Origin of the sequence: Paenibacillus algorifonticola (genome assembly GCF_000971975.1) — a bacterium.
GTDB classification, from domain to species: domain Bacteria; phylum Bacillota; class Bacilli; order Paenibacillales; family Paenibacillaceae; genus Pristimantibacillus; species Pristimantibacillus algorifonticola.
Genome location: NZ_LAQO01000001.1, coordinates 17,237 through 32,978, shown reverse-complemented (window position 1 = coordinate 32,978; position 15,742 = coordinate 17,237). Strand labels below are relative to the sequence as shown.

At 48.2% G+C, this 15,742-nt stretch carries 17 protein-coding genes and 1 tRNA gene; 10 read left to right on the top strand and 8 right to left on the bottom strand.

What is annotated here, in order from left to right; genetic code table 11:
* The first annotated feature begins 13 nt into the window (after positions 1-13).
* From WH37_RS06945 to WH37_RS06940, 4 genes are all read left to right on the top strand, one after another.
* Positions 14-913: an ROK family protein gene (locus WH37_RS06945; RefSeq protein WP_046229848.1), complete on the top strand. Its 900-nt coding sequence runs from the start codon at positions 14-16 to the stop codon at positions 911-913.
* A gap of 113 nt (positions 914-1,026) precedes the next feature.
* A complete protein-coding gene (locus tag WH37_RS35420; protein ID WP_156182255.1) occupies positions 1,027-1,176 on the top strand; it encodes a hypothetical protein in 150 nt (49 codons plus the stop codon).
* Positions 1,177-1,848: 672 nt separating this feature from the next.
* A complete protein-coding gene (locus WH37_RS33400) occupies positions 1,849-1,998 on the top strand; it encodes a helix-turn-helix transcriptional regulator (protein WP_231594148.1) in 150 nt (49 codons plus the stop codon).
* 20 nt (positions 1,999-2,018) lie between these two features.
* The gene (locus WH37_RS06940) at positions 2,019-2,939 is read left to right on the top strand and encodes an NAD(P)-dependent alcohol dehydrogenase (protein ID WP_046229847.1); all 921 of its coding nucleotides are present in this window, start codon (positions 2,019-2,021) and stop codon (positions 2,937-2,939) included.
* A gap of 176 nt (positions 2,940-3,115) precedes the next feature.
* On the opposite strand, the gene WH37_RS06935 is transcribed toward WH37_RS06940, so the two are convergent.
* The 6 genes from WH37_RS06935 to WH37_RS06910 form a co-directional block, all read right to left on the bottom strand.
* Positions 3,116-3,964 carry a hypothetical protein gene (locus WH37_RS06935; RefSeq protein WP_143088407.1) on the bottom strand — a complete coding sequence of 283 codons (849 nt, stop codon included), beginning with the start codon at positions 3,962-3,964 and terminating at the stop codon, positions 3,116-3,118.
* Entirely contained in the window at positions 3,900-4,469 is a 570-nt protein-coding gene (locus WH37_RS06930; protein WP_143088406.1) for a hypothetical protein, read from the bottom strand. The genes WH37_RS06935 and WH37_RS06930 overlap by 65 nt, the downstream gene beginning before the upstream one ends.
* Positions 4,470-4,490: 21 nt before the next feature.
* Positions 4,491-4,745: an ATP-binding protein gene (locus WH37_RS06925; RefSeq protein WP_143088405.1), complete on the bottom strand. Its 255-nt coding sequence runs from the start codon at positions 4,743-4,745 to the stop codon at positions 4,491-4,493.
* A gap of 447 nt (positions 4,746-5,192) precedes the next feature.
* Positions 5,193-7,547 carry an MMPL family transporter gene (locus tag WH37_RS06920; RefSeq protein ID WP_046229843.1) on the bottom strand — a complete coding sequence of 785 codons (2,355 nt, stop codon included), beginning with the start codon at positions 7,545-7,547 and terminating at the stop codon, positions 5,193-5,195.
* A 47-nt stretch (positions 7,548-7,594) separates the two neighbouring features.
* Positions 7,595-8,221, bottom strand: coding sequence for a TetR/AcrR family transcriptional regulator (locus WH37_RS06915; protein ID WP_414811820.1), 627 nt, complete (start codon positions 8,219-8,221; stop codon positions 7,595-7,597).
* 211 nt (positions 8,222-8,432) lie between these two features.
* Positions 8,433-9,326: a LysR family transcriptional regulator gene (locus tag WH37_RS06910; RefSeq protein WP_046229842.1), complete on the bottom strand. Its 894-nt coding sequence runs from the start codon at positions 9,324-9,326 to the stop codon at positions 8,433-8,435.
* A gap of 126 nt (positions 9,327-9,452) precedes the next feature.
* Between WH37_RS06910 and WH37_RS06905 the strand changes: the two genes are divergently transcribed.
* Both WH37_RS06905 and WH37_RS35415 read left to right on the top strand, forming a co-directional pair.
* Positions 9,453-10,640 carry an MFS transporter gene (locus tag WH37_RS06905; RefSeq protein ID WP_046229841.1) on the top strand — a complete coding sequence of 396 codons (1,188 nt, stop codon included), beginning with the start codon at positions 9,453-9,455 and terminating at the stop codon, positions 10,638-10,640.
* A complete protein-coding gene (locus tag WH37_RS35415) occupies positions 10,628-10,768 on the top strand; it encodes a hypothetical protein (protein WP_156182253.1) in 141 nt (46 codons plus the stop codon). Before WH37_RS06905 ends, WH37_RS35415 begins: the two co-directional genes overlap by 13 nt.
* Positions 10,769-10,815: 47 nt before the next feature.
* Here the strand turns inward: WH37_RS35415 and WH37_RS06900 are convergent, their stop codons facing one another.
* Positions 10,816-11,679, bottom strand: a complete 864-nt coding sequence (locus tag WH37_RS06900) for a LysR family transcriptional regulator (RefSeq protein ID WP_046229840.1) — start codon at positions 11,677-11,679, stop codon at positions 10,816-10,818.
* 157 nt (positions 11,680-11,836) lie between these two features.
* On the opposite strand from WH37_RS06900, the gene WH37_RS06895 reads away from it, so the two are divergent.
* Genes WH37_RS06895 through WH37_RS06885 form a run of 3 tightly spaced genes read left to right on the top strand, consistent with a single transcriptional unit; the run spans position 11,837 to position 14,740 of the window.
* Positions 11,837-13,213 (top strand): MFS transporter, encoded by a 1,377-nt coding sequence (locus WH37_RS06895; protein ID WP_046229839.1) that lies wholly within the window; start codon positions 11,837-11,839, stop codon positions 13,211-13,213.
* Between the two features lie 36 nt (positions 13,214-13,249).
* The gene (locus tag WH37_RS06890) at positions 13,250-14,164 is read left to right on the top strand and encodes an NADP-dependent oxidoreductase (protein WP_046229838.1); all 915 of its coding nucleotides are present in this window, start codon (positions 13,250-13,252) and stop codon (positions 14,162-14,164) included.
* 21 nt (positions 14,165-14,185) lie between these two features.
* Complete coding sequence (locus WH37_RS06885; protein WP_046229837.1) at positions 14,186-14,740, top strand: NADPH-dependent FMN reductase; 555 nt, start codon at positions 14,186-14,188, stop codon at positions 14,738-14,740.
* A 64-nt stretch (positions 14,741-14,804) separates the two neighbouring features.
* Here the strand turns inward: WH37_RS06885 and WH37_RS06880 are convergent, their stop codons facing one another.
* Positions 14,805-15,272 (bottom strand): hypothetical protein, encoded by a 468-nt coding sequence (locus WH37_RS06880; protein WP_231594146.1) that lies wholly within the window; start codon positions 15,270-15,272, stop codon positions 14,805-14,807.
* 162 nt (positions 15,273-15,434) lie between these two features.
* Between WH37_RS06880 and WH37_RS06875 the strand changes: the two genes are divergently transcribed.
* Positions 15,435-15,508 (top strand) — tRNA-Ala (locus tag WH37_RS06875).
* Positions 15,509-15,742: the final 234 nt, after the last annotated feature.

Here is a 15,742-nt window from a genome sequence, read left to right as displayed (position 1 = left end):
GGAGGTCGCGGTTATGCGCATAGGAGCAATAGAGGCCGGAGGCACCAAGTTTATTTGTGGCATCGGCAATGAGCAGGGAGTAATCGAGGCTTTCATCAGTTTCCCGACGGAGCATCCGGACATTACTCTGGGCAAGGTTATCCAGTATTTCACCGATAAAGAGGTTGGTGCCATCGGCGTAGGCTCTTTCGGGCCAATTGAGCTCCATCCAGAAAGTGCTCTGTATGGTTATGTAACGACAACACCCAAGCCAGGATGGGAGAACTGTAATTTCCTCGGAATATTGAAGCGGCATTTTCCCGTACCTTATGGCTGGGATACAGATGTTAATGCGGCTGCTTATGGGGAGGTTGTATGGGGGGCGGCTAGGGGTCTTCGCAGCTGCTTGTATTACACGATTGGGACCGGCGTTGGCGTAGGTGTATACGCAGAAGGCCAGTTGGTGCACGGACTTGTCCATCCGGAGGGTGGCCATGTTCTGACTAGAAGGCATCCACAGGACGACTTCTCTGGCATATGCCCGTATCACGGGGATTGTCTGGAAGGGATGGCTGCCGGACCGGCTATCGAGGCGCGTTGGCAGCAGAAGGGATTCGAGCTGCCAACAGATCATGCGGCGTGGGAAATAGAAGCTTATTACATTGCTCAATCGATTACGAATGCGATTCTAATGACCTCGCCGCAGAAAGTCATTCTCGGAGGAGGCATCATGCAGCAATCCCAGTTGTTTCCGCTGATCAGGGAAGCTGTAAAGCACAATCTGAATGGATATGTTAGCGCAGCCGAAATGAATAGTTATATGGAGCAGTACATCGTGCCGCCAGGTCTTGGACATCAAGCCGGGTTATACGGAGCATTGGCCCTTGGATTACGAGCCTATAAGCAGGCGCAGGAGAGTGTCTCTGCTCAGTAGTGCATGTAAACTGGAAAGGATAGCGGGAATTGCCGGCGTATTGCAGGGTGATTCCCCGACCCTTTCTATCGAACAGGTGAATAGAACATGCAAAAAGAAGAGAGGGGCGATTATTGAAGGCGAAGCTGAATAAATGGACACTCATCCTTATGTCCGGTCTGCTTATTACATCTACTGTAACAGCTGCTATAATGGTTAATCCGGCAGCGGGATGGACAGCAGAGGCAATTATGGATACCGAGGAGGGCTCAATTATTTTTTGAAAGCGCATCCAATGCTAATACTAATCTCACAGACTGGAAAATCAAAGGAAAAGGAACGATGGACAACACGCAGGAAGGAATGCTTCTAACTTCTGCTGCAAATTGTACCTAATGCGGGTTTAATCCGTCTACGGGATGCTGCAAGCAACACTGCGCTCAAGGAAGAACGTCAAGTTATGATGAAGGAAGGTGAAATCTACCATCTAAAAGTAATGGCTAATGGGAGCAACCTGAAAGTATATTGGAATGACTAGTACAAGCCTATTATAGATATTAATGATACCGCTTACATAAGAGGCTTCCTTGGGCTGAATGTATGGGATGGCTCGGCATTATTCCAGAATATTGAAGTAAGCGGGCTAACAAGCAAGTGAAGGTATTAACCACGCCGATTCCGGCGTGGTTTTTTGTGTGATGGACCCATGATAGGGAGCAAATACCGGGGTTCGCCTCCATGCAAGGAGTGGACGGACGGCTGCGGAGACCAAGCTTCAAACGAACGAACACAGGGCGTAGATCGAAGCAATCCTGGACGGTCCACGCGCAAGGATTCGTAGAATGGACAAGTTATATGTAAAAAATATTTGACATTATGTATACGTAATGATACATTGTGTATGAAATACTTTACTTATTGTTTTCTATTAGACAGATTAACGAAGGAGATGTTCCTTGTCCTATCAAGTACGATCGCGGCAAACCATCGTAGCGATTGAAAAGGGAAAATACTCGTCTTCGTTGGAATTGGCTTTTCGCATCGCACGCGTGTTTCAGCTGCCTCTAGAGGAGGTCTTCGCTTACGAGGAAGATCCAGTTCAATAAAGTCAATGAGGAGGAATGACATGAGAGCCATCGTTTATGAAAAATACGGACCGCCGCATGTGCTTAAAATGAAAGAGGTGCAAAAGCCGACTCCCAAGAATAATGAACTATTAATAAAGGTACATGTGACGACGGTATCGGCAGCGGATTGGCGCATGAGAAAAGCGGATCCCTTTGCGGCAAGACTTTTTAATGGACTCTTCAGACCGAAGAAGGCAACCGTTTTGGGGTTTGAGCTAGCTGGAGAGGTTGAAGCAGTCGGCAAGGACGTGAAACGTTTTAAGAAAGGCGACCCTATTTTTGCATACACCGGTCTTGGATTTGGCGCCTATGCCGAGTATATTTGCCTGCCTGAAGAAGGGGCAAAGGCGAAAGATGGGTTCGTGGCCATGAAACCTGCCAATATGACCTATGAGGAAGCAGCCGCAGTGCCCGTCGGGGGACTTACGGCACTGTGTTTTCTAAGAAAAGGAGGGATTGAGCACGGACAGAAAGTGCTTATTTACGGGGCGTCCGGAAGTGTAGGCACTTTTGCGGTTCAGCTTGCCAAATCCTTTGGGGTGGATGTAACTGCTGTATGCAGCACCGCAAATGTGGAAATGGTGAAGGCGCTTGGAGCCGATAAAGTCATGGATTATACAAAGGAGGATTTTACCCAATGCGGTCAGGCGTATGATCTTATTTTTGACGCGGTAGGGAAAATTTCGTCTTCACACAGTAAAAGGGTACTTAAGAAAAAAGGGAGGTATCTCTCCGTTAAATCCGCGATTAACCTTAAGATTGAAGATCTATATTCGCTCAAAATGCGAATGGAGGAGGGAAAGATAAAATCAGTCATCGATCGCTGTTATCCGTTGGAACAAATCGCCGAGGCTCATACGTATGTCGAAAAAGGACATAAGAAGGGAAATGTAGTGATTACTGTGAAACAAGACCATTAAATTTACCTTGAGGAACCCGAATAGGCTAATGTGCTGACTGCTATACCTTGTGGCATTGTATTTGGTGGAGCCGAGCAAGGAAGTAGACCGGACTTACAAAGCGAATGCGGAGGAGCACGGCATCGAATTGTACCGCTGCGCTTTTCATCGCTGAAAAAGCTTCTCTGTACGTTTAATCATATTTTCGAACCTCTTGAGTTCAGTCGATGCTGACGGCAGGCACCTAGCGGGCGTGGACGGCCTCCATCAGTTTCTTGAGAAGCTGTGTTTTGCCGCGTACTTCCGCTTTTTTGTATATTCTGCCGAGATGCTTCTTCAATTACTTGGGTGACACTTAAGCTCTCAGCGATTTCCACGATGGACTTGGTCGACATGACGAGAAGGGCGACCTCGCGCTCTTTACCCGTGAAGCCGAAAATCCCTTCGGGCAGTAATGGAGCTGAAGAGACACCTACTTGTTGGAGCAATTGGTCGAAATACTGCCTTTGTTTTTCCCTGCGCAAATCCAGAAGAAAAGTGGGGGACGGAAGAAGCGGACCGAAGTCGAAATGAGTGGCACCCTCCACCTGATGAAATCCCATCCGCTTGGCAATTTCTTGATGATAAAGGAGTGGGCTTGAAAATAGAATCGTTCCTTGCTTCATGAGCAGGGAGAGCAGCAGGTGCATTAATGCGGTACGGGAAGGAATGCCGCTGTCTTTTCTTAAATCGACGTGATAAATGTACCAGCCTGCCGGTTGGTCGGGAGCGCTTCGATACGGCTGCAACTGTTGTTCACTAAGTGTAGCAAAATAATGTCTGGATACCGGCAAGGCTTGCAAATAATCCAGAGAGTCACGATGAATCGGAATAAATACGGCAAGCCCAATCGTTAACCCCTCCGCATTTTTGATCATTCGGATGACTTCCGTCCCAAGAGTAATCAGCTTGGCCGGCTCCAGATGGCTGAAGGCCATTCGGTCATGCTCCGCGGAAATTTCCATAGAATGCGCTTCTCCCGATTGCATGTCGTAATAGCTCCGCACATAATTGAGCCTCCTCGAAGAAAGTAGAGAGCAGGATGGAGTCGCCTAATCCGTACATTAAGCTGGCGATTGTTTCGGTTAAGTCAAGCTCAGATGAGTTGTTCACGATCTCCCGATGATAGTAAGCAATGCTTCGTTGCCATAACCTAGAATATCGCTTCGGCGTACGGGAACGAATCTCCCTCGATAAAGCCTTGCCCAACAGAGCATGTATGTAATATCCCCCTTGGCTGGGACGAATGAAGGATAAATCAATCAGCTTGCGGAAAAGCGAGCTTTCAATTGCAAAGCCAAGCATCCACTCCAGCAGCTCCTGATCGAAGCTTCGAACGAGTGATGCAGCCTCCACTAAGGCTTGCAGCGATTCGTCGGGCACTTCACGCAGCCACCAGTCGAGTTCATTCAGTTCCTCATACGTGTCTATCGCAATGACGAGACGTTTCTCTTCAGCTATCCGGTTTAAACTTGTGATGCAGCTTTCGATAGGATGAGGTTCTTTTTTCACTTGCGGATGCATGCAATAAACTCAAAATTTTTGAACATGTTCAGCCAATCTGCGATATTCATCGAGTAGAAAGCTTTTGCCAATACCGCCAGTACCGTAAATATTGAGAATTCGTTCATGATGATGGTTTTTCCGAGCAAAGCTGATGAACAAGCTTTTCTCCTGCTCGCGGCCAACGAAGAAACGGCTTTCCATCCGCTTGATTCGATCCCCTAAAGTGACTTGCTCTATTTGGTCGTTATGCTCCTCGATCATGTCAAACTTCCCCTTTGCCATAACAAAATGCATCCCTTTGGATACTATGATTTATATGAAATAAGTAAGTATGATTAGCCTATAGGTAAGCTTTATTTTAACATGGCAAGTCGAAAGATGGGGGAAGTATGCGAATGATTAGGTTTAGAAAAAGAATATCATAATGGCTCGCATTATCGATGTTTATAAGTATCGGGTTGCCGCCCAATAGCCCCGTTTATGCGGCCCTATTGCCTGGATATATCGAATCCGTAGGTTATCCTTCATTTCGACTGGAGGATAACCATTTTTTTGTGGCAGGGCATTTAACTATATGATAGACGCTTCCGCCAATAAAACAAATGAACCACATCCTATGGACGTGGTTCATTTGTTTTATTGGCGGAATGCCATGGGGATGAAAGGAGAAAGCTACATCACCCATTTCCAATCGAGATTACAATATAGAGGGTATGAAAATGTTGATCGTTATGCGGGCTTGTTCGCCTTCGTCTTGCTATCGCTGCTGCTCTGAGCATTCAGTGCGGTAATCAGCTTGTCACCCTCAACATCAAGGTTAGGCAGAATACGGTCTAACCATTTTGGCAGCCACCAAGCTTTATCTCCGAAGACAGCCATGACAGCTGGAACCAGTGTCATACGGACAATGAATGCATCGATAAGGATGCCTATAGCCAGCGCGAAGCCGATCTGTTTGATCATGGCATCAGGTGCGAAAATGAATCCGGCAAAGACGGATACCATAATGACAGCAGCAGCAAGAACAATGCGGCTGGCTAGATCATAGCCGTGAACGACACTGTCCGTTCCTCTATGACCATGAACGTAAGACTCACGCATTGAGCTTACTAGGAAGACCTGATAGTCCATCGCTAGTCCGTAAAGAATACCGGTGACAAGAATAGGCATAAAGCTGAGCAGCGGGCCGCCTGTGTCAAAGCCGAAGAGTGAATGCATCCATCCCCACTGGTAAACGGCTGTTGTAAGGCCGAACGTTGCAAGTATGCTGAGAATGAATCCGACCGTCGCTTTAATCGGAACGATGATCGAGCGAAACACCAAGAGCAGAATAATGATGGACAGAATGACGATAATGCCGACATACAGAGGGAATGCCTCCGACAGCTTAGACGACATATCAATATTAATAGCGGTGAATCCGGTCACGCCCAGCTTTACATCATTATTTTGCGCAATGCTTGATTCTGGGGCACGCAGATCGTTTACTAGATCCTTCGTTGCCAAGTCCGTTGGCCCTGTTTTGGGAATCAGGCTAATTATCGCCATATCGCCAGTTTTGTTCACACCCATCAGTGTTACGAGTGAAACATTGTCATGCTTTTGAAGCTCCTGAACGAGACTGCCGAGTTTTTCAGGAGTAAATGTATCGGAGGCATTTTGCGGCTCGCCCACCAGAAGCAGAGGACCGTTGAAGCCTTCTCCGAAGCCTTTGGAAATCGCGTCATAACTTTGCCTTGCAGCCGTGTCCAGGTTTGCCGAGGCGCCAGAGGGAATTCCGAGCTCCATTTTCGTAACCGGAATTGCAGCCGTGCCTAGAACGATGATCACTCCAATAATAATAAGCCAGCGATATTTCACCGTTCCCTTAACCCAGCGAATCGAGAATCCATGCTGAGCTTTATGGTCTGTGCTGCTGTTTTTCATGCGGACTTTAGGCGAGCAAATACGTTCACCTACGAAACCAAGCAGAGCAGGCAGAAGAGTCAGGGCTAGCAGCACAGTAACGAAAACCGTCACTCCAGCGACCATTGCCATCGTAGACAAGAACTCAATGCCAATAACGAGCATGCCGAACAAAGCAATAATAACGGTTAAGCCTGCAAAAAATACGGCGCTGCCAGCTGTACCTACAGCTCTGCTCGCAGCTTCACGCGCACTTAAGCCTTGGTCTAAAATCATGCGGCGCTGACGATTCACGATAAACAGGGAATAGTCGATACCGACAGCCAGTCCAATCATGATTGCCAAAATAGGCGTTATGTCATTGATCGCGATAAATTTCGAGAGGGCATACGCGCCTCCAATGCTAATCGCTACGCCAAAAAGAGCGGTAAGCAGCGGCAGACCCGCAGCAACAACAGAGCCAAGCGTAATAATGAGTACAACGGCTGCAACGAGAAGCCCGATTGCTTCTGTCGAGCCTATGGCTGGCGTGCTCTTAAGCGAATCACTAGGTATAGCTGTAATGCCGGAATTGTTCTGCTCGACGGCTGCGACGGCGTTCACCACGGCGTCCGGAACGGATTTAGGCAATGAAGCCTGCTGCTCGGTGAATTGGAACTGGAACAGGGCGAGACTGCCGTCAGACGAGAGCATGACCCCTATAACCGGAACGCCATCTACCATCAAAGGGCCATAAGGAGGTATTTCAGCGGTGCTTGGTTGGTTTGTTTGTGTTCCTTGGTTTGCTTGTGCAGCCGCGGTGCCCATTTGGCTGCTCTCAGAAGCCGAAAGGCCAGCTTCCGCAGCCAATTTGGCAGGATTAATGACATAGTCTACATGATAAACGTCATTAACAGCCTTCTGGATTAAAGCTAAACGTTCCGGCGTGTCCAAACGTTCACCCTCAGGAACCGTAAAGGCAATGCTGGCTTGTCCGCCAGAAGCTTCGGGAAGCTCTTTCGTTAGTTGATCGAGTACCTTCTGCGATTCTGTACCGGCAATTTTCATTTCAGAGCTGGAATGGATGCCGTTGACTGCGAGCATAGCGATTACAATTCCAAGAATGGCGATCCAGCCGATGAGGAACTGCCATGGCTTGTCGTAAGCGGATTTCCCTAACTTGTACAAAAATGTTGACATGTGATGTTAATCTCCTTTATATCATGATGAATGGTGGTCAGTAGTGGCTAGAAACCCTTTCGCAAATACTCGAACATCGAATTTAAATATTGATCGAATGGGATCGCATCTGTCGGTTCAGCTTCTGTCTCACCCGGAAGCAGGACGTTCAGACCGCCGTCAAGTATCGGCACAAACGCACCATAAACGGCGCCGACTAGAAGATGGGTATACCCATCTTTATAACGTCCGTGGGCGAAGGGTTCCAATGCTTCCTGAGCTGCCATTTGCAAACGGCGGAACACACCCAGGATATACGGTTCAAGTGTGGGGTACTGCTTCGAAAGGGAGATGAATTTGCGTATTTTAAGCAGAAACTCAGCAGTAAACTGCATCTGCATCAAGCTGTACAACACATCAAGCGGTGTTGCTGCTTGTGGCAAGCCCGCAAGTAATTTCTCATATTCCTCTACACTCGTTGTTGGGACAGCGACGGCAGCAACGGCTTCTTCTTTGCAGGAAAAATAGTTGGCGAACGTGCGTCTGGAATATCCGGCCTGCTGCACAACGTCGTCGACTACGAAGCCATCCAAACCTTTTTCAAGCGCGAGCTCGAATGCGGCTTCGGCCAGGGCAGAGGCCGTGGCTTCTTTTTTCCTATCACGCAAGGTTTGTTTAGCAATCAATGAGTACACCTCCTTTTAAATCGGTACAACTAGTGAAAGTATATTTTTATATAACTTCTATGAATATTATTGCCCAAAATGCAAATATGCACAATGGGCAAGTTTTTCGGAATTGTGAACGTTACATTGTAGAGTGTGCATGAAAATAAAAAAGAAACCCGAGGTCATGAAAAGGACCGGGTTTCTCGATAGGCTGCAAACCACTTCTTAATGAGGTGGTTTATGTACTATTTTTCCCATGAAAAAAATCAATCAGCCACTCCGTTAATTGGCGATGAGAGCGGCTAATAAATCGATCCGTACAGTACATGAGCTCCATATGGCGTACAGGCGTAGGCCCTGTAAATGGTATAGCTACAATATCCAGGCGTTCTGGAAATTGACGAAGCAAGCCTTTCGGCTGTATAGCAGCGCCTACCCCAGCAGAAACTAATTGCAGCAGCGAATGAGCTGAACTAGTTTCCATAACGGTAGCTAATTCGAATCCTTCTTTTAAACAAACCTCATCCACTAAATCACGGCCGAGAAAGCCTTTCGGATACATAACTAATGAATGCTGCTCCAGCTCTTGCAGAGTAATTTCCTTTCGTTTAGCGAGCTCGCTTGCTGCATGAACGAAGAGATGATAGGGCTCCGATCCAAGCGGGACTTGGACTAATCTTTTATCCGGTGCACCTTGCAAGCCAATGCCGATATCGACCTTATGGTTAAGCACTTCTTCTTGTACATGTATAGTTGAGAAAACCTGCAGCTGGATGTGAGGATACTTCGCCTTAAATGGAACGAACAGCGGGACAAGCTGAAAATCCAAATCCGAGGGCAGCATGGCCAGACGGACGGTGCCACCTTCTCCAGATAGAAGCTCCTTAATCGCATTTTTGGCATCCCGTTCTGCTTGCAGCATCTTAGCCCCGTAATGCCATAGGAGCTTGCCGGCTTCCGTTGCCACAACCTTTTTACCGATGCGGTCAAAAAGAGGCGTGCCCAGCTCCGCTTCAAGGATGCGAATTTGCTGGCTTAATGTAGGCTGTGAGATGCCAAGCCTTTCGGCAGCCTTCGTAAAATGAAGCAGCTCAAATACGGCCATAAAGTACTGTATATTTCGATTGTCCATGCAGCGGCCCCTTTGAATGATAGTATTTTACTATCATAATAATATAAATTATAGGATTGATCAATGAAACGTGGCGCCATATACTTGATGAAGAGTTACAAAGCTAAATAGAGAGAGGCAGCACCTATGAAAAAGTATTTTTTATTGTTAGCCTTATTTATCGCAGCTTTAAATCAAAGACCGATTATTACATCGGTTGCGCCTTTGCTTCGTACGATGCAAAATGATCTAGCCATGAGTGGGCTGACCGCAAGCCTGCTAACGACATTGCCTGTATTATGCATGGGAATTTTTGCTCCAGCGGCAACGGTATTACGTGATCGAGTAGGGCTTGAGCGAACTATTTTTATTGCATTATTTCTCATTACAGGGGCAACCGCTTTGCGGGGGATCGTTAGCTCCGTCTTTATACTGGTTGTAAGTGCGCTAGTTGGCGGAATCGGGATCAGCTTGGCAGGGCCGCTGCTGTCCGGCTTTATAAAGAAGTATTTCCCCACAAAGCCCGGGATTGTAAGTGTTTATTCCGCCTCGATGACCGTAGGGGCAGCCATTGCCTCTGCATTTGCCATACCTTTATACAATCGTAGTAATCACAGTTTGACGCTGACTTTATCATGCTGGGCTATTTTAGGTGTGATGGCATTAATCATTTGGTCGGCTTTTCTTGGGAACAGGGGGAGTGAGGGGAATAAGGGTAACAAGGAAAGCTTGGTACGATCTAGTTCCAAGCTGCCAATCCGCAATAAAAAAGCAGTTCTGTTGACCTTATTTTTTGGATTAATGGCCAGTATGTTTTATTCGGTTACGGCATGGATTTCACCGATTGCCCTTAACTTCGGGTACAGCGCAGCAAGCGCGGCAATGCTTCTTACCGTTTTTACGATTATTCAAATTCCTGTATCGTTAACGATTCCCTTCCTTGTTTCCAGGTCTGGGAAACGGAGATTTTATCTGATCTTTTGCAGTGTGTCTGAGCTAATCGGGATTGTTATGCTGCTTTTCCATCTGCCCATGCTGCCAGCTGTAATATTGCTAGGCATTGGGGCAGGAGGGTTGTTTCCACTGGCGCTTATGCTGCCGATTGTCGAGACAGACACGCCAGAGGAAGCAGGAGCATGGTCGGCGATGTCTCAGTGTGGCGGCTACATCATAGGCGCAATGGGCCCCTTATTAATTGGGGCGATTTATGATAGTAGCGGGAGCTTTATGGCTGCGCTTGTTGCGATGCTTGCTGTTATTGTGGTGATGATGGGGGTGCAGTTGCTGGTCACTGGTCGTAAGACGGTAGATCAGACAAGTGCATGGATGGACTGAGTAATCATTACCCGATCCCAGCGGAGCTCATTATCGGCAAGAGCCAAGTGAAGTTCAAGTTCGTGCCGAAGGAGCAGGTTAACGGCAGCTATGGCGTATTGCGTACGATGAAGCCAATAGAAGAATAGGTGTACGATAAGACCACATGGAGCTAAGCTCCGTACGGTCTTTCTTATTACTTAAAATAATCTTCGATAAAGGCAAGAAATTTGCGAGCTGCCAGTGAAAAATAGCGGTTCTCCGACCAATAGACCCGATAGCTCCGCTGGCATGCAGGCGACTCGACCCGCAGCAGCTTAAGGCCGGCCTCTTCACCGCTCTTGCAACCGAACATAGCTACGCCTAGTCCTGCGCGAACGAGGCTGACGATAGCCGCGGGTTCGTCTACCTGGCAGACGAATTTCGGCGATATGCCGGCTTGCCGGAAGAAATTATTGTTTACTTTCTGCATGGCATAGCCTTCCTTGTATCCGATAAACGGATCGTCGCCTACTTCGCTGAGACGAATCGAGCTGCGATTGGCGAAGCGGTGGTCGCGGGGGACGGCGAGATAAACATCTTCCTTGAGAACAGTGGCAGAAGTCAATCCGGCTTGTTCAATAGGTATTGCTGTAAAACCGATATCGATGCTTCCAGCCTCCAGCATTCGGGCCATTTCCTCCGTCGACGCTTGCGTGATTTGGATATTGACGTCGGGATACAGCGTAAGAAAAGCGCCGAGCGGATCTGATAAGCGATCAAGCGTCGTCATAGCCAGTCGAATGCTGCCATACTCCAGGCCTCCCAGATCAGACACTTCGCGACGACCCTCTTCGAGCAGCTCAAGCGCCGCATCCACCTTTTCCAGAAAGGTTCTGCCGAGTGAGTTCAGCCTAATTTGCTTTCCGATGCGGTCGAATAGAGGCACGCCAAGGTCCTCCTCCAGCCGAGCAATCGTTTTGCTTAGAGCGGGCTGTGCGATTTGCAGCTCTTGAGCGGCTTTCGTCATATGCTCCATTCGGGCTACCTTCTGAAAATACCGCAATTGCAACATTTCCACGGTCGTTTCCTCCTCTTATATACTTAATGGAATAAGATATATGTTCAAAGATGTATTTTTAATTATTGATTATCGGCTATAAAATAGCATTACGCAAGTGAAAATATGTCATGCTTTCCCGGGAAGTAAGCTTGTGCATAGAAAGAGGGTTAGAGGAGTGGAAAGACGAGCCAAGAAGCAACAAGGGGAAAAAATCATATACATTCTCGCATTTACGCTTGTCATCTCTGTCATGAGCGCAACGATGTTCAACATCGTATTGCCGGATATTGCCGAACAGTTTCAGCTTTCCATTGCCCAAGTCAGTTGGGTGACATCCGGTTATTTGCTGGTCTACGCGATCGGGACCGTTATTTACGGAAAGCTGGCGGATACGTATAGATTGAAAAACGTATTGACGTTTGGATGGGTCTTGTTGGCACTTGGCTCCATGTTCGGTTTGATCGCTCAAACTTACTGGATGGTTCTCCTCGGCAGGATTATACAGGCTGCTGGAGCAGCAGTCATTCCGGCTGTGGCAAGCATCATTCCCGTACGCTATTATCCGGAAGAGCAGCGCGGTCGAGCTTTGGGAATTGCAATGACCGGGATGTCGATCGGAAGTGCGCTTGGTCCGGTCGTTGCCGCACTTGTGGTCAGTTCCCTCCATTGGCGATGGCTGTTCTTCATGCCAATACTGACATTAATTGCGTTGCCGTATTATCGAAAGTTTCTGAAAGATGAGAGCGTGAAAGCGGGTCGTATCGATTGGATTGGAGGCGGGCTGCTCGTGGGAGCAGCAGCATTGCTGCTACTTGCTATTACGTATGAAGCTTGGTTGGCGGTCATTGGCTGTTTGGCCTTGTTCGTCTTGTTTGTTCTGCGAATCCGGGAAGCGGCTGAGCCTTTTGTTCCCCTGGGCTTAATTCGCAACAAAGGGTATTCGTTAGGTTTAACGTTGGCCTTTCTTGCAACGGGCATCGGGTATTCGCTCTTTTTTTTAACCCCGCAGCTATTGAGTCAGGTTCATCATTTGGATAGTGGAACGGCGGGCTTCGTAATGATGCCAGCCGCTGTGATTGCTGCGATATTGGGGAGGAGGGGCGGCAAGCTGGCGGATGTGAAAGGAATACCGTTTCTTTTTTTCTCTGCTTCCGCCATGTTGTTGCTATGCTTTGGCTTCATGTCTTCATTCGCGGAACAATCGCCGGCCATTATCGCGGGTTTTCTGATCTTCGGTGTCGTGGGTCAGTCATTCCTATACATGGCTTTGTCCAATCAAATATCTCGGACGATGGCAAAGGAGCAGATTGGCATAGGGATGGGATTGCTGGCCATGTCGAATTTTATGGCTGGTGCCGTCTCTGCAAGCCTATATGGGAAGATCGTCGATCACGGATCCAGCATGCGATGGAATCCGATGATTACGGAACCGAACGCATTCGTATACAGCAATCTTTATCTTGTTCTAGGAATTATGCATGTGTGTATTCTAGGGCTTTATCGGTTTAAGCTCGGCAGATTGGTACGCGATCATATAGCGGTCAAAGGTTGATCATTTTCTAACATTCAATTCAAGGAGGAGACAGGAATGAAAGCAGCGGCGTTTAGTGAATACGGTGGTCCAGAAGTGATGAAGGTGATGACGTTTCCGGATCCACAGGCGGGGCCTGGACAAGTAAGGGTTCGTGTCAAAACGGCCGGCGTGCAGCATTACGATTGCAGCGTGCGCGGCGGCTGGACTCCGCAAGGAGTGACGGTTCAGTTACCGCAAATTCTAGGAAATGAATTCGCGGGCATTGTGGATCAAGTAGGGGAAGGTGTCGCTGAATTTACGGTTGGCACCGAGGTGCTCGGTTTCGCATTGTTGAATTGTTATGCCGAATATGTCGTTGTCGGACAGGATCAGATCGTTAAGAAGCCGGAGAGTATGACTTGGGAAGAAGCAGGCGGCTTGACAGGAAACGGCCAAGGCGCTTATATCGCGCTTCGGGCCATCGGCGTTGATCAAGGCGATACCATTCTGATCCATGGCGCCGCCGGTTCGCTCGGCGCTTATGCCGTGCAGCTTGCGAAGCTGTGGGGAGCCAAAACGGTTATCGGAACGGCAAGTGAGAGCAACCACGATTATGTTCGCTCACTAGGCGCTATTCCGGTTACTTACGGAGAGGGGCTGGTCGAGAGGGTACGTGCGCTCGCTCCCGAAGGTATTGACGCCGCCTTCGATACGGCCGGTGCTGAAGGTGTACGGGCATCGGTCCAATTGGTGGAGGATAGAAACCGAATCTGTACGTTTGTTGCGTACGACCTCATCGAGGAGCTTGGCATCCCTGCTGTTCGCGGCGTTCGCTCTGCGGCCAGGCTCGCGGAGCTTGCCGAGCTTCATGCTAGCGGTAAGCTGCGTACGACCATACGTCAGACGTTCCCTCTCGAACAAGTCGAAGCAGCGCACCGATTAATCGAGACAAGGCACGGTCGCGGCAAAATCGTGCTTACTATGGATTAACTAACGAGGAGGAGAACAACAATGGATAAGGACAAATTGAAAATCGGCATTATTCTTGGAAGCACAAGGCAAGGACGGCTTAGTCCGCAAGTAGGCGAATGGGTGAAAGGGATAGCAGACAAACGAGTGGATGCGGAATACGAAATCGTAGATATCTGTGATTATCAATTGCCATTTTACGGGGAAGGAAACGGTGACGAGCTGGGCTTGAAGGCTTGGCAACAAGCAATTGATCGGCTCGACGGGTATGTCTTCATCGTACAGGAGTATAACCATAGCATTACCGGCGCCTTGAAGAACGCGCTAGATTCTGCCTACAAAGAATGGAACAATAAGGCAGCCGGTATCGTAAGCTATGGCTCGACAGGAGGCACCCGCGCTGCAGAGCATTTGCGTGGAATATTGGGCGAACTGTCGGTAGCCGATGTCCGCGCCAATCCAGCCTTTTCCCTCTTCACGGATTTCGAGCAGTACAAAGCGTTCAAACCAGCCGATGTGCAACCGAAGAACATAAACGACATGTTGGATCAGGTGATAGCGTGGAGCGGTGCTTTGAAGAGCTTGCGTGAACGTTAAGTTAACGAATAGACCATAATAGAGCTGTGCTCGATATGGTCTTTTTTTGCACGGGACTCGCTATTTATTCTGAAAATTTGTTTACCCATTCTTCTCGCCAAGCTTGGAAAGACTTCGGTTGCAGCTCTTCCAGCGTCTTGCCTTCCAGCGACCAGTAACCGCCATCCGACGTATCGCCGTGCGGAACAGAGGTTCCGCCGATGGGCATGCCTTGTGCCTCATAGACATACACTTCAACCTTACCCTTGGAAAGGGGATGGTTTGTTACGATAAACTTCTCTACATTAATGATCTTGCCGATATAGTCGGCGGGGTCAACGGACTGCAGCCCCCAATACATCATATAGGGAAGCTGGGTTAACTTCTCCTTGGTCAGCTCATAGTTTGCTGACTGTCCTTCGTACGAGATGACTCTGTATCCTTTTTCTTCGATGTATGCAGTAGCAGCAGAACGCTCAATCGGTAATTCGTTGCTACCAGAGCAAGCGATTAGTAGAAGTACAAGGACCATGATCGGAATCAGAACCTTCAATTAACTCGCCCCCGTCATTTTTGACTCTCTGTTTACTTAACGGGTGCTTGCCGCATTAGGTTGCATGATCATATGGACGGTTTCGGGTTCATCGAGCATAACCTGCTTCTGGTAGCGCATATCGTCAAAAGAATTGAATACCAGCATGAAAATTTATCAAGGGGGCTTAGCTCAGTTGGGAGAGCGCATCGCTGGCAGCGATGAGGTCAGGGGTTCGATCCCCCTAGGATCCACCAATACTTTAAACACAAACGGCAAACGGCAGAGATGCCGTTTTGTTTGTTTATTTTTCTTATTTGAAAGAAATGAATTACAGATTTGATGATAGCATATTTGGGGGCTGTACTGGCGAAATGGTGAACCGGAGTCGGGGCGCTGCTGTGCCCTTACTTAAAGGATCAAGTTCTTTTCGTCCGACAATTCATCGGACGAAAAGAACTTGGCCCGCGGGTTTTTGTGTTTTCAATCGG